16 protein-coding genes are annotated in these 20,606 nt (G+C 71.5%); 3 read left to right on the plus strand and 13 right to left on the minus strand.

The window, feature by feature from the left end:
• Positions 1 to 23 precede the first annotated feature (23 nt).
• Entirely contained in the window at positions 24 to 2,345 is a 2,322-nt protein-coding gene (locus AB0C84_RS03600) for a tetratricopeptide repeat protein (protein ID WP_361060732.1), read from the plus strand.
• A 36-nt stretch (positions 2,346 to 2,381) separates the two neighbouring features.
• On the opposite strand, the gene AB0C84_RS03605 is transcribed toward AB0C84_RS03600, so the two are convergent.
• Positions 2,382 to 4,925: a CHAT domain-containing protein gene (locus tag AB0C84_RS03605; RefSeq protein WP_361060734.1), complete on the minus strand. Its 2,544-nt coding sequence runs from the start codon at positions 4,923 to 4,925 to the stop codon at positions 2,382 to 2,384.
• Between the two features lie 66 nt (positions 4,926 to 4,991).
• Here AB0C84_RS03605 and AB0C84_RS03610 point away from each other — a divergent pair, with 66 nt between their 5' ends.
• The gene (locus tag AB0C84_RS03610; RefSeq protein WP_361060736.1) at positions 4,992 to 5,945 is read left to right on the plus strand and encodes an SEFIR domain-containing protein; all 954 of its coding nucleotides are present in this window, start codon (positions 4,992 to 4,994) and stop codon (positions 5,943 to 5,945) included.
• A 412-nt stretch (positions 5,946 to 6,357) separates the two neighbouring features.
• Here the strand turns inward: AB0C84_RS03610 and AB0C84_RS03615 are convergent, their stop codons facing one another.
• From AB0C84_RS03615 to AB0C84_RS03670, 12 genes are all read right to left on the minus strand, one after another.
• A complete protein-coding gene (locus AB0C84_RS03615) occupies positions 6,358 to 6,981 on the minus strand; it encodes a sugar transferase (protein ID WP_361060738.1) in 624 nt (207 codons plus the stop codon).
• 266 nt (positions 6,982 to 7,247) lie between these two features.
• A complete protein-coding gene (locus AB0C84_RS03620; RefSeq protein WP_361060740.1) occupies positions 7,248 to 8,753 on the minus strand; it encodes an alpha/beta fold hydrolase in 1,506 nt (501 codons plus the stop codon).
• A gap of 158 nt (positions 8,754 to 8,911) precedes the next feature.
• Positions 8,912 to 10,531, minus strand: a complete 1,620-nt coding sequence (locus tag AB0C84_RS03625) for an AMP-binding protein (RefSeq protein ID WP_361060742.1) — start codon at positions 10,529 to 10,531, stop codon at positions 8,912 to 8,914.
• On the minus strand, positions 10,528 to 11,271 hold the full coding sequence (locus AB0C84_RS03630) for an ABC transporter ATP-binding protein (RefSeq protein ID WP_179844682.1): 744 nt from the start codon (positions 11,269 to 11,271) through the stop codon (positions 10,528 to 10,530). Before AB0C84_RS03630 ends, AB0C84_RS03625 begins: the two co-directional genes overlap by 4 nt.
• 17 nt (positions 11,272 to 11,288) lie before the next feature.
• On the minus strand, positions 11,289 to 12,050 hold the full coding sequence (locus AB0C84_RS03635; RefSeq protein ID WP_179844681.1) for an ABC transporter ATP-binding protein: 762 nt from the start codon (positions 12,048 to 12,050) through the stop codon (positions 11,289 to 11,291).
• Positions 12,047 to 12,943: a branched-chain amino acid ABC transporter permease gene (locus AB0C84_RS03640; RefSeq protein ID WP_361060745.1), complete on the minus strand. Its 897-nt coding sequence runs from the start codon at positions 12,941 to 12,943 to the stop codon at positions 12,047 to 12,049. The genes AB0C84_RS03635 and AB0C84_RS03640 overlap by 4 nt, the downstream gene beginning before the upstream one ends.
• 2 nt (positions 12,944 to 12,945) lie before the next feature.
• The gene (locus AB0C84_RS03645) at positions 12,946 to 13,830 is read right to left on the minus strand and encodes a branched-chain amino acid ABC transporter permease (protein ID WP_179844679.1); all 885 of its coding nucleotides are present in this window, start codon (positions 13,828 to 13,830) and stop codon (positions 12,946 to 12,948) included.
• A 19-nt stretch (positions 13,831 to 13,849) separates the two neighbouring features.
• Positions 13,850 to 15,028, minus strand: coding sequence for an ABC transporter substrate-binding protein (locus AB0C84_RS03650; protein WP_361060747.1), 1,179 nt, complete (start codon positions 15,026 to 15,028; stop codon positions 13,850 to 13,852).
• Positions 15,029 to 15,055: 27 nt separating this feature from the next.
• Positions 15,056 to 16,744 (minus strand): alpha/beta fold hydrolase, encoded by a 1,689-nt coding sequence (locus tag AB0C84_RS03655; RefSeq protein WP_361060749.1) that lies wholly within the window; start codon positions 16,742 to 16,744, stop codon positions 15,056 to 15,058.
• A 1-nt stretch (position 16,745) separates the two neighbouring features.
• Positions 16,746 to 17,279, minus strand: a complete 534-nt coding sequence (locus AB0C84_RS03660; protein ID WP_361060751.1) for a 3-isopropylmalate dehydratase — start codon at positions 17,277 to 17,279, stop codon at positions 16,746 to 16,748.
• Positions 17,276 to 18,580, minus strand: a complete 1,305-nt coding sequence (locus AB0C84_RS03665) for an aconitase family protein (RefSeq protein ID WP_361060753.1) — start codon at positions 18,578 to 18,580, stop codon at positions 17,276 to 17,278. Before AB0C84_RS03665 ends, AB0C84_RS03660 begins: the two co-directional genes overlap by 4 nt.
• A gap of 13 nt (positions 18,581 to 18,593) precedes the next feature.
• The gene (locus AB0C84_RS03670; RefSeq protein ID WP_361060755.1) at positions 18,594 to 19,433 is read right to left on the minus strand and encodes an isocitrate lyase/PEP mutase family protein; all 840 of its coding nucleotides are present in this window, start codon (positions 19,431 to 19,433) and stop codon (positions 18,594 to 18,596) included.
• A 232-nt stretch (positions 19,434 to 19,665) separates the two neighbouring features.
• On the opposite strand from AB0C84_RS03670, the gene AB0C84_RS03675 reads away from it, so the two are divergent.
• Complete coding sequence (locus AB0C84_RS03675) at positions 19,666 to 20,577, plus strand: cyclase family protein (RefSeq protein WP_361060757.1); 912 nt, start codon at positions 19,666 to 19,668, stop codon at positions 20,575 to 20,577.
• Positions 20,578 to 20,606: the final 29 nt, after the last annotated feature.

Genomic DNA, 20,606 nt, shown 5'->3' on the forward strand with positions numbered 1-20,606 from the left:
CGCCCCACGAGGCGGCGACGCGCATGAGCGGGCCCGACGGGGCACAGGAGTTCGGTGGCAGGCTCCGGGAGCGACGCTTAGCGGCAGGTCTGTCTCTGGCCCAACTGGCCGCCTGCATCCACTACAGCAAGGGGCATCTCAGCCGAATCGAAAGAGGGCTGGCGGTCCCCGGCCCCGGCTTCACTGATCTCTGTGACGCCGTCCTCGGCCCCGACAGCGAAGCGGTTCCTCTCCCGTCCCGCAAGAGTGGCGCCAAGCGATCGGCGACCACGGCCGACGCATTCACCGACCCCGCACTCGCCTTCGCCGTCCCTTACCGCACGCACAGCTTGCCGCCGGCGGGACGGTTCTTCGTTGGACGCCGGGACACGTTGGCGTTGATCGAGTCCGTGCTTGAAGGCGCCGAGACCCAGCCCGCCTCCAGCGACGTCGTCTGCGTGCTCAGCGGCATGGCGGGATCCGGCAAGACGGCCATTGCCGTCCAGGCCGCTCACCGAATCCGGAACGCGTATCCGGACGGATGCCTTTACCTGAGTCTGCACGGACACACGCGCAGCATGCCGCCGCTGACGGCTGACGATGCCCTTGACCGGCTCCTGCGACTGCTGGGCATGCCCGGCGAGTGCATCCCCCAACATCCCGAGGATCGGGCGGCCGCTTATCGTGCCGCGATGGCGGACAAGCGGCTTCTGCTGGTGCTGGACGATGCGATCGGCTCGTCGCAGGTTCTCCCGCTGCTTCCGGGGAATCCGCGCTGTCCAGTCCTCGTGACCAGCCGTACCGTGCTCAACGCGCTGGACGACGCCCATCGTCTGCAGATCGACCCGCTCCCTCACGAGGAGGCGGTGGCGTTGTTCGCGCAGGTGGCGGGCCTCGTGAACACGCCGGGCAAGGGGACGGCAGGGGTGCCCGCTGCGTTGCACCGGCCCCCGTTGGACGCCGCTGTGACACTGTGCGGGCACCTTCCCCTGGCCGTGCGGATCGCCGCGACACGGTGCGCCACCGGGAGTTCGCGCACCGTCTCCGATCTGGTGCGAAGGCTGGCAGACGAGCACGCACGTCTCGCGGAACTCACCGACAACGAACGCAGCGTCACGGCCTCTTTCGCTGTCTCCTTCGAAGCCCTCGACTCCGCGGAGCGGCGAATGTTCGTCGTGCTCGGTCTCCACCCTGGAAGTGACCTCGACGCAGCGGCGGCGGCGGCACTGGCCGATTGCGACGCCCGTGAGGGCGAGTCGCTCCTCGATCGGCTGGCGGACGCCAACCTCGTTCTGCGCGCCGGCCTGGGACGCTTCGACCTGCACGACCTGCTCCGAGCTTTCGCCAGAGACCTCGCCCGCCGGTTGCCGGACCCCGAACGGACGGCGGCGGTCCACCGCATGACGGACCACTACGTGATGCTCGCCGATGCGGCCAGCCGCGCTCTGGCCCCCCATCGCCACCGCCTGCCGCTCGGCCCGATCCCTGTCCCCGAAGGCGGTCTTCCCCCGACCTCCACCTACGAGCAGGCCCTCGCCTGGTTCACCGCAGAGCAGCGCACGCTGGTCGAACTCGTCCACGCATCGTTCGACGAGCGCACCGATGTCCGCTGCTGGCAATTCGCCTACCTGTTGCGCGACTTCTTCTTCGTCACCAAGCAGTGGGACTCCTGGATCGCGAGCCATCGGGAGGCCCTGCGCGCCGCGCAGCGCCTTGCGGACCCACGTGCCGAAGCGGTGACGGCCAACAACCTCGGCCTGGCGCTGATCGAGACGGGCGACCTCACCGGGGCCGACGAGCACTACGAGCAGGCCCGCCGCCTCTTCTCCGTGTTGAAGGACGTCCACGGCATCGCCAACGCGCTCGGCAACCATGCCTGGATCCACTTCTACAGGGGCGAGTTCCCGCAGGCGTTCGACCAGTTCAGCACGGCGTTCGAGCATTACCAGCAGGCCGGCGCGCAACGCAATGCGGCGATCACCCTGCGCGGTATCGGGCTCACCGAGGTCGAAATGGCCCGCTATGACGGCGCGGTGGCCCATCTCGAAGCCGCCCTGTCGGCATTCACAGAATTGGATCTCCCCCTGGACTCTGCGATGGCGTTGAACTGCCTCGGTGAAGCGCACCTGCGCAGGGGCGACATGCGTTCCGCCATCACCAGCCTGGAGCAGGCCGCCGCACTGAGCCGGCGCTGCGGCAGCCGCTTCGAGGAAGCCAGGGCTACGAAGAACCTTGCCAGAGCCACGGAGGCGGCAGGTGACCTGGCCGCCGCCCGCCGGAACCGGTCGAGGGCGCTGGAACTGTACGCCGAGCTGGGTCCCGCCGGGGAAGCGTCGCTCTGGCCACCGCTCAGGTATGCGCACTGAGGTAGCGTCTCGGCGAAGATCGGGGCGTGCTCGTCGTCACCTGCCGGTTCCCACACTGCACAATCCTGCCCACCCGAAGGGGCCCAGTTCGGGATGTTCCTCGCGCACCCGCAGTTGGGCTGCGCGCAAAGCCGACGTGGCGGGAACTCCCCGCATCACCTGAACCAGCATCAGCGCGGCGATGTGCGCCGAAGCCATGCCGTCGATGCGGCCGATCCCTGCGATCACCGTGGCCGCGCCTCCCAGCAGCCCCCCGACGGCGAGGCTGAGCGGATCCTGCCCGTACCGTGAGTCCGCGGTGCCGCTCCAGCACCCGTTCAGGACGACCAGGGGCGGAAGGCGTTGCCGCGCGAGCGTGTCCAGCGTGATGTTCGTCGGCCCGAGAGCCGAGCGTGCGCCAGGCCCATTGCCATGGCCGCTGACATACAAAAGGCCGTGTTCACGCGTGGGAGGGAAAGCGGTGAGCCCGCCCAACGTCCGATGCCCCCCGGGCCAACTTTCCAGTGCCCTGCTCTCGACGGCGTATCCCGTAAGTCGCGTGTCGAGGACGCTGACCGCGGTCCGGGCGCGCGGCGGTACATGACCGGAATCGCGGTGGCGTTCGCGTTCGCGGAGCAAGCGCAGGGTGTTCAGACTCGGGGCGAGTGTCACTTCGGCCCCCTCGGCGAGGCTCCTCCCCGCCCGGGTGAGAGCGCCGTGGGGCAGATGCCACAGGCGCGGATCGGGACAAATCATGATCGAGATCGGAGCATCCCGGTCACCGGACCAGGCATCCCGCTGGGGGAGCAGGAAGGAGCCGAGTTCCTCCCAGACCGACGCGGCGACGCCGTTCGGAGGCAGATGCGCCCCCGATGCCAGCCGGTTCAGGACGCCAGCGACCGCGTCCGCGGCCTGAGTGATCACGACCGACCACTGGCCGCCGCGCGGTCGCATGGCCGAGGACGCCCACCAGGCGGCCCCGTCGGAGCCCAGATGGGTGGTGACCACGATGTCGGCGAACCCGTCCAGTTCCCGGTGGGAGACCGCTTCGCCGGGGAGATGCACGCTGCCGGCCTGCAGATCCCGGGCCCCTTCGGCGAGGAGGCCCGCGATCTCGAAGACGGCGCCGGACGCGTCCTCATCGACCGTCTGGGGGATCAGCGGTAGATCGGTCAGGGCCTGCGATCCGGCCGGGGCCCCAGAAGCGATCAGTTGATTGAGCATGTCCGTGCGGCCGGTCTCCGCGATCTGGACGACCGCCGCGCTGTCTCCGGCGACCGCGTGCAGAAGGAGGGCGCCTGAGTAGACGTCCTCACGAAGGCCGTGCATCGACCACCGCTGTATCGGCTCGCTGAGTGAAGCGCGTTGGAGGTCCGCCGCCAGGAGTGCGGCCCGGCTCGCGGCGAGGCGCACCTCGAACGGCAGATCCGAACCATCGGGAAGACGTGCCAGGTCGTGAAGGGCCAGCATCGTGCGGGTCAGGTCGGCGCGCTCTTCGGTGCAGGCGTGCCGCAGGACGGTGCGCAGGTGGTGCGCGGCCCGCGATGGGTCGCCCCCGGTTTCGATCAGATGGCGTGCCCTATGCCGGTGCCAGCGCAGCGCCTCCAGCCCGGTGGCCTGCTCATAGTAATGAGCGGCCTCATCCAGTGTCCGCCGGACGCCTTCGTGATCGCCCATGTCCTGGTAGACCTCGGCCTGCTCCAGCAACACCTGGCCGACGCGGTATCTTTCGCCTCCTCGCCGGATTCGACGCAGGACCCGGGCGCTCGTCTCCAACGCCTCGGCGCTCCTGTGCATCCCGCGCAGGCAGGCCACCTGCCGGATGAGCGTGTAGATCTCGTTGTTCTCGCTGACGCCGCTGAAGAGGGCTTCCGCGCGCCGATAGGCCGCCAGGGCGGCCTCCGGACGGCCGATGACCACTTGGAGCCCGGCATCGCGCAACTCGATGAGTCCGCGGGTGAGCGGCCCGCACTCGGTCTCGGCGGCCAGGCGGCGTGCCTCTTCCAGGGCGTCGACCGCCAGGTCGACGGCTCCGCGCTGTCGCTGCAGCACTGCTGCCTGAAGCAGTACCTTGACGCGCTCGTTCGCCATTCCAGAGTCGTCGGTGAACCGTCCACAGATGGCCAATGCGCGGTCTGTGCTCTCCAGTCCGTAACGGTAGTCGGATCGGAATTCCGCGATGGCCGCCAACTCGCGCCACGCTGCGACGTGGGTCTTGGCCGATCTCTCGGTGAGTTGCGTGCGCAGCAGGCTGCGGTTCCATCCCTCGGCCGCCAGGAAGGAGGCCGAGAGCCGGTGCCGCTGGCCGGCGAAGTAGGTGGCCTGCCGAACCCGGTCGTCGTCTCCCAGACGCAGAGCCGCCGCCCGTTCGGCGAGTAACAGCCTGATCGAAGCGGCCTTTCGTCCTTGCTTCCACGCGAGGTCCGCCATGGTCTGGTACACGTGGGCCAGTTCGGCCCAGTTGTGCTCGGCGTGGAATGTCCGGGCCAGGGTGATGACTTCGGTGATCTTTGTGGCCAGGTCCGGCTGCCGGTCGTCTGTCGGGTTTGGGTTTGTGAAGGCTTTGCTGGGGTCGATGAGGAGATCGATGAAATGTTCCATGCAGAAACCCGCGCCAGATTCTGTGTCAGCCTGTGATGGGAGGATGGTCCATGTCATTATGATGACATGTCTGAAGAGTCTCACGTGACGGCGGTTGTCAGATTCTCTGATGAGGTGGAGGGGACGGCGCGCTCGTCCTTGATCGATTCACTGGAAGCCGCGGACCTGCCCGCGTCCACGGGATGGGATCTGGAGTACAGGAGTCCCGAGGAGACGCCTGATCGCACTCTCGCGCTCATCAGCTACATCGCCGACACGGCAAGGGCTAAACTCGCGGCCACGAGTTCGGTCCTGCGGGGATGGTTGCGTACGGTTTCCGCGCCTGGCGACCGGGTTTTCGCGGAGCTCGTTCACTCGCCCAGTGGAAAGACCGTACGAATTCGCGCGAGCGACACCGACCTGGCCTTCCACTTACTGGATGCTTACATGAAGGCTCCGGGCGGGAGTGCGCCGGCCGTCTGGACCGGTCTGGAGTGGCGGGAAGAATCACCTCGGAACGAGCCCGTATGTGCGCCATCCCCTCCAGAGGTGTTCGTCTCCTACGCTCATGATTCCGACGAGCACAAACAGAACGTGCTGCGGTTCTGTCACCTGCTCGCCGAATGTGGAGTGGTCCCGCGAATGGACCGCTGGTTCCTTGACAGTCGCCGAGACTGGCAGGATTGGGCCACCCAGGAAATCACCACAGCGGACTTCGTGGTGATCGTGGCGTCACCGCGGTGCCGGATAGTCGGCGACGGCAAGAACGACCCGGTCGATAATCGCGGCCTGCAGTCAGAGATGAGGCTCCTGCGCGAGTTGTATCATAGAGATCACCCGCTCTGGAGCCGCAAGATGCTTCCCGTTGTGCTGCCAGGGTATTCGGTCGACGATATCCCCATCTTCCTGCAGCCCTATACCGCCGATCACTTCTTGATCACGTCATATGCGCCCGAAGGGGCCGAGGACCTGCTACGGCTGATCCATGGCAGGCCTCCCTATACCAAGCCCGAGACCGGACCGCCTCCGGACCTGCACTGAACTTTCCGCCCGTTCAGGATGGTCAGGGGTGTACGGGACGGGCGGGATGTCGGCGAGGCAGGAGGTGCCTCGGATCTTCAGGTCGCGGATGAAGCCGGTCTGTAGCGCGGCCACGCAGCCGCTGGGTTCCTGTTCGGCCGCGTGACCGACGTTGGGCACCTCGACCACGGTGGCGTGACGGAACACCACGACCGGGACGTCGGAGAGCGGGTCGCCCGTTTGCGTGCCAGCACGAGCCGCCCACGCGGACTGCCGACCCCCGTGACGCGCCCATCGCACAAAGCCCCGAGTACGCGCATGCCCGCACCCGTCCCGCAGCAGACGTCCAGCCCCTCTGTCCCCGCTCGTCACGAACCGATGGAGGGAGGGCGCGGCCGGCGGCCGCGCCCTCCCTCTGGTGGTGCTCGGTGACCTACGAGGCGCGGCTGACGAAGGACCAGCCGATCTTCGCCGTGTCACTCAGGATCTTCAGGTCCCGCTCCAGGCTCGCGCAGTGCGCGTCCTGGATGTCGCACTCGGACCGCCGGAGCAGGAACTCCTCGCTCTGCGGCTCCAGACCGATGCTCACGTTCCCGAACGTGCTGTACATGCCGGGCCTGCCGATCGTCGCCGCCCAGCTCCACTCCTTGTACACAGAGGGGGGCAGGACTTCCCTCATCAGCTCCCGGTCGAACTCCAGCAGGGGACGCGGGTTGGCCATCGACATGTGGCCGCGGAACACGTGGTGCACCTCCAGGAACTGGTCGAAGGTCCCCTTGCGCAGGATCCTCCCGCGACGGGACGCCCGAGGGTCGTTGGAGCCGAGGCTCGCGTCCAGACCCTTGCCGTCCCGCATCGTCCGGACATGGACGAGCTTGAACGGCACGCCGTCCTTGCCGATCCGCCACTGCCGGAAGATCGGCGCCCGGCCGTCCTCCAGGAACATCAGCGCTGCTCCGACGGCGGCCGTGGGCACGTACACCGGTGCGAGCGCTGAGGCGATCAGTAGGTCCAGCGCCCGCTTCTCGGCACTGAGCGTCCAGGCGGGACCGGTCAACCCCGCTCCAGGGAGATCCGAGACCGCTTCCCGGATCGCTGTGAGGCCATGCTGCAGTACACGCAGCGACTCTTGTTTCTTCATCTCGTTTGTGGGCACCAGGTCTTGGGCGCCCCTCCTTCGTCCCCTACCGTCCCGGCGGGCCAGCAGGGGGCCATTCTTTTAGGTCAGTTAATTAATCGAATTATTGGACGACCGAAAATTGGGACATCGCTCGGACCGGGGTGTTTCCTGGAGTCGCGCTGCCAGTTCGGGATCCGGATCGGTCAGGGCCGTACGGGGACGGGCGGGATGTCGGCCAGGCAGGAGGCGCCTCGGACCTTCAGGCCGCGGATGAAGCCGGTCTGTAGCGCGGCCACGCAGCCGCTGGGTTCCTGTTCGGCCACGTGACCGACGTTCGGCACCTCGACGACCGTGGCGCGGCGGAACTGGCGCGCGGCCTGGCGGCCCATGCTGGTCGGGGTGTTGGCGTCCAGGTCGCCGGAGACCACCAGGACCGGGACGTCCGGGAGCGGGACGTCGGTCGGCTGCACTGGGCCGTGGCGGTCGGGCCAGCGGATGCAGGCGTTGCCCTGGTCGTAGCTCATGCTGGTCCAGGCCGTCTTGCCGAAGGGCCAGTAGGTCCGCTCGGACAGTGCCGCGCGCCCGGCCGAGAACTGCCGGAGCCTGGTGGCGACCGGCGCTCGGCGGTTCCACAGGGTCGGGTAGTCGTTGCACATCACGGCCGCGGCCAGTTCGGGATTGAAGGGTTGCTCCTCGTCGCGGCGGAGCGCTGAACCGCTCAGCGGGGACGTCTGCCGGGCGGCGTCGACCAGCGCCGTGTCATCGGCGTGCAGGGCCTTGCGGACCATGGCGGGCAGGTCGCCGATCCCGGCGGGGGCCGACTTGGCCGAGTCGTAGATGATCGCGGCCAGTGCGGTGTCGTCCAGCAGCCGCCGCTGGCCGTCCAGCGTGTAGGGGATCGGCCGTGCGCGCAGCCGCTGGGAGAGCCGCGCGGTGTCGCGCAGGACCTGGTCGCCGTCGCAGGCGCCCGCGCTGCGCCGGCACATCAGCCGCAGCGCTCGGCGGGCGGCGCTCGCGTTGGGACGCGCCCACATGTCGAAGCCGAGCGGGTAGGCGCTGGAGAGCACCACCGAGCGCACCCGGCCGGGATGACGCTGGGCGTAGACGGTCATGAGGTAGGTGCCGTAGGACTCCCCGAACAGGTCCAGCCGCCCGATCCGCAGCCTGGCGCGGACGGCGTCGATGTCGTCGGCGGTCTCGGCCGAGGTGTAGCCGCGCGCGCGGGCGCCCAGCGTCCGGCCGCATTCGCCGACCGCCCGGACGAACCCGTCGCGGGTCGCGGGCAGCGAGCCGAGGGCCCCGCAGGTGACCGGATCGGAGCGGTTCACCCCGCGCGGATCGACCAGCAGCAGGTCGTGGCCCTCCAGCAGGCCGCGGAACACCTGCGCGTACTGGGCGGCGAACGCGATCGGGGAGTCGCCGGGGCCCCCGGGGTTGATCGTCACCGTTCCCTCGGCGGGGCGGGACGTGTCGCGATGCCCGATCAGCGTGTAGGCCACGGTGGTGCTGCCGAGGCCGGGACGCGCCCGCACCAGCGGCACCCGCACCGTCCCGCACACCGCGCGGGCCACCGGCACGCAGTTGACCGATTCGCTCCGCGGCGCCTGCTGAGGCGTCCCGGCTCCTGCCGGCGCGGCGGCCATGCCGCCGGCCGCGACCACGGCGAGCGCGGCCGCCGGCAGTCCCACCACCCTGGAGATCAGTTGCATGGACGGAGCATGAACGCCGGCCCGCCGACCGCGCATCGCTCCGCAAGGGGAACCCCCCACCCCTACCCGAGAGTGATCGAACCGGGCCATGACGCGCCGCGCGGTGGTCGTGGGCGACACGTCCGGGCTGGTCGGTCCGGGACGCTGCTTCCCGCGCGTCAGGTGGGTTGTTCTTCGCGCAGGGCTCTGCGGAGGATCTTCCCGGAGACGCTCTTGGGCAGTTCTTCCTCGATCCGTACTCGTGCCGGCGCCTTGTAGACGGCCAGCCGCTCGCGGCAGAAGGCGCGCAGTTCCTCGGCGGTGACGGTGGCGCCGGGCCGCAGGCTGACATGGGCGTGGACGGTCTCGCCGCGGTAGGGGTCGGGGACGCCGATGACGGCCGCCTCCCGCACGTCCGGGTGCTCGTACAGGACGTCCTCCACCTCGCGCGGCCAGATCTTGTAGCCGGCGGCCACGATCATGTCCTTCTTGCGGTCGACCAGGTAGACCCAGCCCGCGGTGTCCATGAAGCCGACGTCGCCGGTGAGCAGCACCCCGTCCGGGAAGGAGGCGCGGGTCTGCCCGGGGTTGCGCCAGTACCCGGCGGCGACCTGCGGGCCGGTGATCGCCAGCTCGCCGATCTCGCCCGGCGGGAGGGGCTCTCCCCGCTCGTCGCGGATCTCCACGTGGACGCTCGGCAGGGGGACGCCGATCGCGAGGGCGCCGGACGCCTCGTCGACCGGCGCCGTCCTGCCGAGCGGGACGGCGACGGCGGCCGATGTCGTCTCCGTCAGCCCGTACGCGTTGTGGACGTAGGTGCCGAACGCGTCGGCGAACGCGCGCACCGTTGCCGCGGGGACGGGGGCCCCGCCGCTGAGGACCTTCGTCAGCGAGCTCAGGTCGCGGTCGCGGGCGGCGGGCTCGTTGAGCAGCGCGATGAACGCGGTGATCGACCCGATGGTGAAGGTCGGCCGGTGGTGCTCGGCGAGGGCGGCGGTCGTGGCGGCGTCGAAGCGGTGGGTGAGGACGAGCGGCAGCCCCGCGCCGAGGCCGAGGGCCAGGTGCATCGCGAGGCCGGTGATGTGGAACAGCGGGGCGATGGTGAGGACGGAGTCGCGCTCGTCCAGGCCGATCCAGGCGCGGCAGGCCGCGACCTGGTACGCGAGGTTGCGGTGGGTGTTGATCGCGCCCTTGGCGGGGCCGGTCGTCCCGGACGTGTAGCTGAGCAGCGCGGCGTCGCCGGGACGGGGGGAGACCGGGGCCCGGGGGACGCCGCCCTCATCGAGGATCGCGAGGACGTCGTCCGGCTCCTGCGGCCACGGGCCGCCCAGGTCGCCGGCGAACGCGCCGTCGCGGGAGTACAGGACGTGCTCCGGGGCGCCGCCCGCCGGAAGGGCCGCGACCTCCGCCCGCGCGGCGGGGTGGGCCACCAGGACCCGGGCGCCCGAGTCGGCGAGCAGGTGGGCGAGTTCCCGCGCCTTGTACATCGGGTTGACCGGCACGACCGTGCCGCCGAGTTTCCACACGGCGAGCACGGCCAGCACGCAGGCGGGGGTGTTCTGCAACGCCACCGCGACCCGGTCCCCGGCGCCGACGCCGCGGCGTTCGAGTCCCGCCGCGAACGCGTCGCTCAGCCTGTCGGTCCCGGCGCGGTCGAGGGTCGCACCGAAGTAGTGGAGCTGCGGTGCGTCCGGGCGGGCGGCGGCGTGGCGGCGGAACATCTCCACGACGTTCTCCGGCCCGGGGTCGATCTCCCCGGGGACGCCTTCGCCGTACAGGGACTGCCAGCGGGGGCTCACGCGGTGACTCCCTTCGACGTCCGGTCCGGGCGCGGCTCCTCGTCGATGCCCAGGTGCCGTGCGATGGTCGCCGGGTCCCGCTCCAGCTCCTCCGGGGTGCCCTCGGCGACGATCGCCCCCCGCTGGACGAGGCAGGCGTGGTCGGCCAGCGGGAAGGCGAGCGCGGCGTTCTGCTCGACCAGGAGCATCGTCATGCCCGAGGCCCGGATCGCGGTGATCGCGGAGAAGACGGTGTCCACCATGGCGGGGGACAGGCCCATCGAGGGCTCGTCCAGCAGCAGGACGGACGGGGCGGTCATCAGGGCGCGGCCGATCGCCAGCATCTGCTGTTCGCCGCCGGACATGAGCGCGGCGGTCTGCGCGCGGCGTTCGGCCAGCCGGGGGAACAGGTCGTACACCTCGTCGACCAGGGCGGTGCGGCGCCGGCCGCGGGCGTAGGCGGACAGGTCCAGGTTCTCCTGGACGGTGAGGCACCCGACGACCATCCGGCCCTCGGGGACGAGCGCCAGCCCCCGGCGGGCCACCCGGTGGGCGGGCATGCCGGTGATGTCCGCCCCGTCGAACAGGACGCGTCCGCCGGACGGCCGGAGCAGTCCGCCGATCGCGCTCATCGTGCTCGACTTCCCCGCGCCGTTGGCGCCGAGCAGGGCGGTGACGCCGCCCTTGCCGATGGCGATGTCGAGGCCCGCGACGGCGCGGATGGAACCGTAGGTCACCTCGAGCGACTCGACGGTCAGCATGGTGTGGTCCCTTCCTCTCATTTGCCGAAGTACGCCTTGCGCACCTCGGGCCGGCGCAGGCAGACGTCGGGGTCGTCGCAGGCGATGACCTCGCCCGACGCCAGGACGGCGACCTGGTCGCAGATGGTCTGGATCAGTCGCATGTTGTGCTCCACCACGACGATGGTGGTGCCGTCGTCGCGCAGTCTCGTGATCAGATCCCCGATCCCGCCCCAGTCGGCGGCGTTCATGCCGGCCGTGGGCTCGTCCAGCAGGAGCAGCCGGGGGCGCGACGCCAGCGCCCGCGCGATCTCCAGCCGCCGCTGGTCGCCGTAGGGGAGGGTCTCGGCGAGCCGGCCGGCGGCGTCGCGCAGGCCGACGGCGTCGAGGGCTTCGAGCGCCCGCTCCCGCAGTTCGCGGAGTTCGGCGCGGGCGCGCGGCGTCCCGGCGAGCCCGCGCACGCTGCCGACGCGCCGGTGCCGGTACGCGCCCGCCAGCACCTGTTCCAGGACGGTGAGGCCGCGCAGGAGCCGGATGTTCTGGAACGTCCGGGCCACGCCCTTCCTCGCGAGGGCGGCCGCCCGCAGGTCGTGGCAGGCGTCGCCGAACAGGGCGATGGAACCGGCGTCGGCGGGCATCAGGCCGCTGACGATGTTCAGCAGCGTCGTCTTGCCCGCCCCGTTCGGGCCGGCGATGCCGAAGACGGTGTCGCGCGGGACGGTGATGCCGACGGACGTCAGCACGTTCAGCCCGCCGAACCGCTTGGCCAGCCCGTCGATGACGAGGGCGTCCCCGGTCATGACCGCACCTCCACGGGTGCGGCCGCGGCGCCGGCCGCCGGGGCGGCGGGGGCCCGCCGCTCCCGCAGCCTGCGCCAGCGCAGCGGGTCCACCAGCCCGCCCGGCACCCAGATCATGATGACCAGCAGCAGGGCGCCGTTGATGATGGACTGGCCCTGGCCGACGAACTGGTTGACGTACACCGGCAGCCCGGTGAAGACGACCGCGCCGATGACCGACCCGAACCAGTGGTACGCGCCGCCGAGGACGACGCAGGCGATGACCGTGACGGCCAGGTCGATGTAGAAGGTGTCCGGGTCGATGTAGCGCAGCAGCCCGGCCTGCAGGACGCCGGCGACGCCGCCGAGGACGCCGCTGATGACGAACGCGGCCACCTGGACGCGGCGCACACGCACGCCCATGGTGGCGGCGGCCGTCGGGTCCTCGCGCGTCGCGACCGCCGCGGTCCCGAACCGGGACCGGGCGAGGCGGGCCAGCAGCAGGCACGCCACCGCCACGACGAGCACGAGCTCCCACAGGTGGACCTCCGCCGGTACGACCTCGCCCGCGGAGCCGCCGGTGAGGTCGCCGAGGTTGACCACGATCACCCGCGTCACGAGGATCAGGGCGACCGTGGCGAGCGCCATCCAGTGGTCCGCCAGCCGGATGAGCAGCACGCCGGCCACGCCGGCCAGCACGCCGCCGCCGACTCCGCCGGCGGCCAGCGAGGGCCACAGCCCGAGCCCCGCCGACGACATCAGGTGCGTCGCGGTGAACGCCCCGACGGCGGCGAAGCTCACGGTGGCGAAGCTGAGCAGCCCCGCCCACAGCGTCACGTACGTGCTGAGCGCGAGCAGCGCACCGGCGAGCGCGAACTCGACGGCGCTGGTCAGCAGCGTGAGTTGGGTTCCCATCGCTAGGCCCTCCCCAGTTCGACGGTCCGGAACAGGCCGCGCGGCCGGGCGACCAGGACGACGAGCAGCAGCCCGAACGTGATCGCGTCCTGGAAGGAGTTGGAGATGTACTGGGCCGACAGCACCTGGACGATGCCGATCATGAACCCGCCGAACGCGGCGCCGCGCGCGTCCCCCATGCCTCCGATGACGACCGCGGCGAAGCCCTGGAGCAGCAGCCCGTCCCCCAGGGCGAAGGTGAAGGTCTGGTTGTCGGCGTAGAGCACCCCGGCCAGCCCGGTCGCGGCCCCGGCCAGCGCCGCCGCGGTGAGGATGGCCGTGCGCGGGTTGACGCCGCCGAGCATCGCGGCGCCGCGGTCGTGTCCGACGGCCCGGATGGCCGCGCCCAGCCTGGTGTGCCGGAACAGGAGGTGGATCAGGGTGGTCACCGCCACCGCGCAGACCACGGCGATGATCTGGGTGGTCAGCACCCGGACCCCGCCGATGTGCAGGAGGCCGCCCGGCACCGTGCCGGGCGGGAAGCCGAGGGGGGCGGCGCCGGTGGCCAGGCTGGCCACCTCCCGCAGGGCGATCCACAGCGCCACGCTGGTGATGATCGTGCCGAGCAGCTGCTCGCCGCCGCGCGAGCGCAGCGGCTGGAAGGCGACCTGGTCGACCATGACCGCCGTCAGCGCTCCCCCCGCCATGCCGGCCACGCAGGCGACGGCGAACGGCAGCCCGAGCTCCGCGACCGCCCAGTAGGCGACGAGCGCGCCCCAGGTCGCGTAGACGCCCTGCGCGAGGTTCAGGATCCGCATTGTCGAGAACACCACGCCGAAGCCGACCGCGAACAACGCGTAGACGGCGCCGAGCGCGATGCCGTTGATGAGTTGCTGGACGAACAGCATGCTCAGTTCACCGGGCCTTTCAGGAAGCACTCCGGCCGGACGGCGTCCATTCGGTCTGGCGCCCGTCCTTGGTCCAGGTGATGTGCACGATGCTGTCGGGGGCGTGGAGCTGGCCGTTCTCGAACCGCACCGACCCGTAGATGGTGCCGTCGAGGCTCTTGATGTTCGACAGCGCCTTGGTGACGCTTTCGCGCGTGACGTCCTTGCCCGCGTTCTTCGCGGCCGTGGCCATCATGTACGCGGCCATGTAGCCCTGGGCCGCGTAGTCGTCGGGGTCCGTCCCGTACTTGGCCTTGTAGCTCTGGGCGAACTTCTGGCCCTGGGCGCTGGCCTTGCCGGCGAAGAAGTAGACGGGGAAGGGAACGTCCGCGAGCGTCTGCCCGGCGGCCTTGAACGCCCCGGGGCTGCCGATCGTCTCGGCCGTCACGATCAGCCCCTGGTAGCCGCGGCTGCGCAGTGCCTTGATCAGCGAGATGGACGACTGCTGGAGGGCGGCGATGACGACGGCCTCCGGGTTCTTGGCCATGAGCTGGCCCGCCGCGCCGCTGAAGTCGGTCTGCGCGGCGAGGGTGTTGACCGTCCCGAGGTCCCGGACGCCGGTTCCGGCGAAGCCCTCCTGGAAGCTCTTGAGCTGGGAGACCCAGCCGGAGTTGTCCTGGGTGACCGCGTAGGCGACCGAGGCGGGCTTGGCCTGCGCGACCACCTTCCGCGCCAGGCTCCGGTTCGCGTCCTGGGGCAGGGTCGTGGTGCGGACCACGTACGGCGGGTCCTCCAGGCCGAGGTCGGTGGCGCCGTAGATGTCCAGCGGCAGCTTGGCGGCCGACGTGATGGGCTTCACCGCCCCGGCCACCGGCGACAGGATGCAGCAGATCGCGCCCACGACGCCCTGGTCCCCGGCGAGCTGCTTGGCCTGTTCGACGGCGCGCGCCGGGTTCTCGGCGCCCTCCTTCTTCACCAGCTTGATCTTGCGTCCGCCGCCCAGGTAGTCCTCCTGGTTGAGCTGGTCGATGGCCAGCTGGGTGCCGTTGCCGAAGGTCTGCCCGGCGAAGGCGACGGGCCCGGTGGTCGCGGTGATGAAACCGATCTTGATCTCGCCGCTCTGCGTTCCGCTGTCGCACGCCGCGGCCAGCAGGAGGGAGGCGGCCGTGGCGACGGCGAGCGCTGCGCGCCGCCTGCGGCGGACGGTGGGTCGTGCCATGGGGTGGTCTCCTCGGAGAAGGCGCCGTCAGGCGGCGGCGAGATAGTCCCGGTAGCGCCGGACGGTCTCGGCGACCGCGGCGGGATCCTGGTCGGGGTACCAGCAGGTCGCGGGCGTGGCGGCGAGGGTGACGCCGTCCGGTGCCGCGGAGCGCAGGGCCGGGAGGTTGTCGGCCAGCATGTCGTCGGGCCCGGCGCAGATGAGCGCCGGCACCGTGAGCTTCGGCAGCCGGTCCCGGGTCGGGTACCGGAAGGCCGCCGCGTAACTGAGGTGGTAGGTCGGGCCGCTCTGGAGAAGGCCCACGGTCCAGTCGTGCAGTTCGCGGGCGCGCGGGACCCGCAGCGGGCGGTCGGCGGCGGTCCGGTCCCGGTACCACGGCCAGAACAGGAACATGTCGTGCCGCATGCCCCACGCCCGCACCAGGTGGGAGCCGAAACGGTCCGCCCGCAGGGGCGGCAGGTAGTGCTCCAGGATGTCGGCGGTGAAGTCGGGCGGCAGCAGGGGCGGCGCCTCCAGGACGGCGCGCCGCACCAGGTCGGCGCGGCGCACGCACATCTCCAGCGCGATCAGTGCTCCGGTGTGCGTGCCCCAGAGGAACGCCGGGCCGCCCGCGTGCCGCTCGGCGACCTCGGCCATCACGTCGGCGAGCCGGCCGATGTCGATCTCGTCGCGCCACGGCTTGTCGGATTCGCCGTTGCCCGGGTAGTCCGGGGCGATCACGTGGAAGTCCTCCGCCAGGCCGCGCATCAGCGGTTCGAGGAGCCCCGCCGACCCGGGCGCCGAATGCAGCGCGAGCAGGGGCGGCGCCGCCGGGTCTCCCGCGAGGCGCACGTGGATCTGCCCCACCGAGGTGTCGGTGAACGCGCGCCGGATCGCCGTCTCCCGGATGACGACCGGGCTGGACGGCGTCCCGCACGGCGGGCCTCCGACCAGGGGCAGCGTTCGCCGCGCGCGGTCACGCGCCGCCTCCGGCCTGTCCGGCGACGTCCCGTCCGGCGTCTCGGGCGCGGGGTGCCCGTGGGCCTTCGACAGCCTGCCGAGCCACTCGTGGACGGGTGTCGGGCCGGTGCCCTCCGGGTTGACCTGGGCGGTGACCGGACGGCCGCCGGCGAGCGGGTCTTCGCCCGCGCGGCACCAGGTCTGCCACAGTGCGATGAAGGCCTCGGGCCGCTCCGCGAACGCGACGACGGTGCGGTCCAGCGCGGCCGGGCTGGGCAGTTCGGCCCGTCCCGGCACCGTCGCGCGCTCCGAGCCCGGCGCGAACAGATGGGCGTTCCGCACCGTCTGCCACAGCCGAGACAGGTGGGTGCCGTCGCCGTGCGGCGTGACGTCGGGTGGCGCGGCCTCCCGCGCGGCCGTGAGATGACCGCGGTCCACCTGGACGAGTTCGCGGCAGCCCGGGACGCGTCCCGCGACGGCCGCGGCCAGGTCGCAGCTCATGTCCAGCCCGACGACGGTGTGGACGCCCAGGGCGCCCGCCACCCGGGCGAGCGCGTCCGCGGCCGGACCGACGCCGGCGGCCGCCCCGGGCGCGGACCCGCCCACCCCCGGCAGATCGGCCACCGCCACCGGATGCCCGGGCGCGCACAGCGCGATCTCCTCCGCGAGCGGCCGGCCCGACCAGCGGATGCCCGGCAGCACCAGCACGCCCGGACGGTCGTCGGTGAGCCAGACGCGGATCTGGCCGTGGCCGGTGTCGAAATGGCGTCCCCGCATGTCAGCCCTCCGCCGGCTTCCGGCGGGCGTGCTCGCGCAGCAGCAGGTTCAGGCTGCCGCCGGCCTCGATCACTTTGACGACGCGGTCGCTGGGCGGGGACCCCGCCAGCTCGGTGCCGTCCGCCAGCCGCACCCGGGCCCTGCGCCAGTCGACCTCGACGGCGTCGAACCGCCGCACGGCCGAGGCGATGCCCGGCACGGTCACCAGCGGCATCCCGTTGTAGGTCTCCCCGCGCCAGAAGCCGGGGGAGAACGACTCGGCGAGGACGGCGCTGATGCCCGCGTTCCGCAGCGCGACCAGCGGCGGGTAGTGCGGGTGCCCGTAACCGAAGTTGCGTCCGCCCACCACCACGTCCCCGGGCTCGACGCTGTCCACGAAACCGGGGTCGAAGGCCCGCATGCAGACGGCGCGCAGCTTGTCGGCGTCGTAGTACTTGATGTTCTCCACGCCGACGATCAGGTCGACGTCGAAGTCGTCGCCGAACACCCAGGCGACGCGTCCGCGCAGGACGCCGGGGACGACGGGCGCCGTCACGCCATCACCTCCCGCGGGTCGGTGATCCGGCCGGCCACGGCGCTGGCCGCGACGGTGTAGGCCGATCCCATGTAGATGTCGGCGCCGGGGCTGCCCATGCGCCCCGAGATGTTCAGCACCCCGGTGGAGATGCAGCTCTCGCCCTCCTGGAGCGGCCTGGCGTAGCCGAAGCAGAAGTCGCAGCTGGAGACGGCCACGTCCGCCCCGGCCTTGCGCAGCACGTCCAGCAGCCCCTCCTCCTCGGCCTGCCGGTGGATGACCTGCGAGGTCGGGACGACGTTGAGCTGCACGCCGGAGGCGACGCGGCGGCCGCGCAGGATCTCGGCCGCGGCCCTGATGTCCTCGATCCGGCCGCTGGCGCAGGAGCCGATGAACGCGCGGGTGATGGGCGTCCCGGCGGCCTCGTCCACGCCGAGCGTGTTGGCGGCACGGGCCGATCCGGGGAGCACGACCCTGGGGCGCAGGGTGTCGAGGTCGATCCGGTGGGTCGCGGCGTAGGAGGCGCCCGGGTCGCTGGACAGCGGCTCGAACTCCGTGCGGGCGACGCGCCGGGCGTACTCCAGGGACAGCTCGTCGGGGTTGAAGACGGCCGAGACGGCGCCGGTGAACATGGCCATCCCGCACAGGCCCTGGCGGCGGCCGATGCTCATCGCCTCCGCGCCGGGGCCGGTGAACTCCATGACCTGGTGCGCGCAGCCGTCCGCGCCGACCCGGGAGATGATCTCGTGGATGAGGTCGCGGTTGTCGACGCCGGGCGCGAACGCGCCGGTGAGGTCGAAGCGCGTGGAGGCGGGCACGTCCAGGAAGATCCGGCCGCTGACCCAGGCCTCCAGCAGGTCGCGGCGCACGCCCCAGCCGAGGGCGCCGAACGCGCCGAGCCCGCTGATGTGCCCGTCGAAGTGGATGAGGAACGTTCCAGGCAGCGCGTACCCCATCTCGGCCGCCACCTGGTGGCCGATGCCGCGGCCCTCGTGCACGGTGATGCCGTAGAACTCGCCCCAGCGCCGGGTGACGTCGTGCACCTGCCGCTCGCGGCCGTCGCCCTTGGACAGCATGTGGTCGATGAAGATCAGGTAGCGCTCGGGGTCGTCGACCTCGGTGATCCCGAAGTCGTCGTGCATCTGCTTGAACATCAGGTCGGTGTAGCCGGGGAAGTCGTAGGCCACCATGTAGTCCGGCCTGAAGGCGTGGTTCTGCCCGGCGCGCACGCCGTCGAGCCCGGCCGCGCGGGCGAGGATCTTCTCGGTGATGGTCCGCGCCGTCCCGGCCGGGGGGGCGGGGTCCTGGTCCGTGCTGGTCATCCGCACTCCCTTCTCAGGCTCCGGTCGCGGGCAGGTACTTCTCCTGCGCCTTCTCGATGTCGGCGAAGCCGATCAGGTCGACGAAGTCGTGGTGGGGGAGCGCGTCCGCGCTGACCTCGGCGGGCGGCTCCCCGGACCGCAGCCGGCGGAGCGTCGCGCGCATCGCCCCGGTAGCGGACAGGAGGATCTGCGTGGGCAGGAGCGCCAGCCGCACGCCGATCTCGCGCAGCACCTCCGGTGTGAAGTCGCGCTCGACCCAGGTGGACGCGGTGAGCGTGGCCATCAGCGGGACGCCGGCGCGCTCGGCGCAGGCGGCCCACTCGTCGACGCCGGTGAAGGTCCTGGTGACCGGCATGATCATCTCGGCGCCCGCGGCGGCGTAGGCCTCCGCCCGCTCCAGCGCCTCCTCGCCCGCCGTGTCGGTCCGGGCGATCACCACCAGCCGGTCGCCGGCCGCGTCGCGGACGGCCCGGATCTTCCCGGCGGCCTCCTCCAGGGAGATCACCGGGACGGGGTCGCCGACGCAGATCGGGCAGCGCTTGGGCGCCTCCTGGTCTTCCATGAAGACCGCGGCGGCCCCCGCGTCGGCGAACCGGCGGGCCGTCCGGGCGGCGTTCAGGGCGTTGCCGTAGCCGGTGTCGATGTCGGCGATGACCGGCAGGTCGCTCGCCTCGACGATCCGGCGGACGGCGTCGAGGTTCTCCGACATCGTGTACAGCTCCGCGTCGGGCAGGCCGAGTGCCGCGGAGATCGCGAAGCCCGAGGCGCAGAGGGCCGGGAAGCCGGCCTGCTCGGCCAGGCGGGCGGTCAGCCCGTCCCATACGCCGGGGGCGAAGACCACGTCGTCTGCCATCAGTTCACGGAGGCGCGTCGCTGTCATGGCCAGCCTTTCCGGATAGCGGAACAGAGTTCGGGGATGACACTAGATACCGGTTTCGTGGCTGTCAATGAGTTCGATCCGGCGAGATCCGATGAGAAGAGGGCTGGTCAAAGGGATTCGGCGGGAGTGTTGACGGCGCCGAAGCTCTCGTGTGATAGTCCGTCATCCGGAACATCTTCCGATCGATGCGCGGCTGGGGGAGCACATGGACACGTTCTGGCCGGGGCTCGGCGCGAACTGGGGCCGCTGGGGGGACGAGGACGAGCGCGGCGCGCTCAACCTCGCCGGACCCGAGCGCGTCCGCGCCGCCGCGGGCGGCGTCCGCACCGGCCGCGCGATCTCGCTGGCCAGACCGCTCAGGAACGGACTGCCGGCCTACTACCCGCGCGCCGGCGACACCGCCTTCGAGCACCAGATGATCACGTGGTGGGGCTCCAACGCGGGCGGCGACGTCCAGGCCGCGAGCGACCGGCTGACCTCCGAGTGCCACGGCCTGGAGATCACGCACATGGACGCGCTGAGCCACATCGGGCATCGCGGCCGCGGGTACGGAGGCCGCGACTTCGCGTCGATGACCGGCCCGGACGGCGCGGCCCGATGCGACATCACGGCCGCCGTCCCCGTGGTGACCCGCGCCGTCCTGGCCGACATCCCGCGGCTGCGCGGGGTGGAGCACCTTCCCGCCGGCACGGCCGTCGGCCACGACGAACTCGCCGCCGCCGCGCCCGGCCTCGGCCCGGGCGACGCGCTGATCGTCCGCACCGGCCGGTGGAGCGCGCCCGCGCCCGACCCCGGCCCCGACGACGACGGCGACCGGTACGGGCACCTGTCCGGCCTGCACCCCGACGCGCTGCGCTTCGTCGCCGACCGGGACGCCGCCGTGGTCGGGACGGACGGCCCCGGCGACGCCTTCCCCGTCGCGGTCGACGACTGCCGGCTCCCGGTGCACGTGCTCGCGCTCGTCTACCTGGGCGTCCACCTCGTGCACAGCATGGCCCTCGACGAACTGGCGGACGCACTCGCCGCCGAGGGCCGCGACGACTTCATGCTCGTCATCGGCCCGCTGGCCGTCCCCGGAGGCACCGGCTCGCCGGTCACCCCCGTCGCGGTGCTCTGAGGGCGAACGGTGCTCCACCCGAAACGCAG

The sequence above is a fragment of the Actinomadura sp. NPDC048955 genome, assembly GCF_040649435.1.
In the GTDB taxonomy this organism is placed as follows: domain Bacteria; phylum Actinomycetota; class Actinomycetes; order Streptosporangiales; family Streptosporangiaceae; genus Spirillospora; species Spirillospora luteofluorescens.

Bases quoted from the DNA above. Each gene is read 5' to 3' on its own strand.
- AB0C84_RS03600 (WP_361060732.1), top strand. From the start codon at position 24: ATGAGCGGGCCCGACGGGGCACAGGAGTTCGGTGGCAGGCTCCGGGAG.
- AB0C84_RS03605 (WP_361060734.1), bottom strand. From the start codon at position 4,925: ATGGAACATTTCATCGATCTCCTCATCGACCCCAGCAAAGCCTTCACA.
- AB0C84_RS03610 (WP_361060736.1), top strand. From the start codon at position 4,992: ATGTCTGAAGAGTCTCACGTGACGGCGGTTGTCAGATTCTCTGATGAG.
- AB0C84_RS03620 (WP_361060740.1), bottom strand. From the start codon at position 8,753: ATGCAACTGATCTCCAGGGTGGTGGGACTGCCGGCGGCCGCGCTCGCC.
- AB0C84_RS03630 (WP_179844682.1), bottom strand. From the start codon at position 11,271: ATGCTGACCGTCGAGTCGCTCGAGGTGACCTACGGTTCCATCCGCGCC.
- AB0C84_RS03635 (WP_179844681.1), bottom strand. From the start codon at position 12,050: ATGACCGGGGACGCCCTCGTCATCGACGGGCTGGCCAAGCGGTTCGGC.
- AB0C84_RS03640 (WP_361060745.1), bottom strand. From the start codon at position 12,943: ATGGGAACCCAACTCACGCTGCTGACCAGCGCCGTCGAGTTCGCGCTC.
- AB0C84_RS03645 (WP_179844679.1), bottom strand. From the start codon at position 13,830: ATGCTGTTCGTCCAGCAACTCATCAACGGCATCGCGCTCGGCGCCGTC.
- AB0C84_RS03650 (WP_361060747.1), bottom strand. From the start codon at position 15,028: ATGGCACGACCCACCGTCCGCCGCAGGCGGCGCGCAGCGCTCGCCGTC.
- AB0C84_RS03655 (WP_361060749.1), bottom strand. From the start codon at position 16,744: ATGCGGGGACGCCATTTCGACACCGGCCACGGCCAGATCCGCGTCTGG.
- AB0C84_RS03665 (WP_361060753.1), bottom strand. From the start codon at position 18,580: ATGACCAGCACGGACCAGGACCCCGCCCCCCCGGCCGGGACGGCGCGG.
- AB0C84_RS03670 (WP_361060755.1), bottom strand. From the start codon at position 19,433: ATGGCAGACGACGTGGTCTTCGCCCCCGGCGTATGGGACGGGCTGACC.
- AB0C84_RS03675 (WP_361060757.1), top strand. From the start codon at position 19,666: ATGGACACGTTCTGGCCGGGGCTCGGCGCGAACTGGGGCCGCTGGGGG.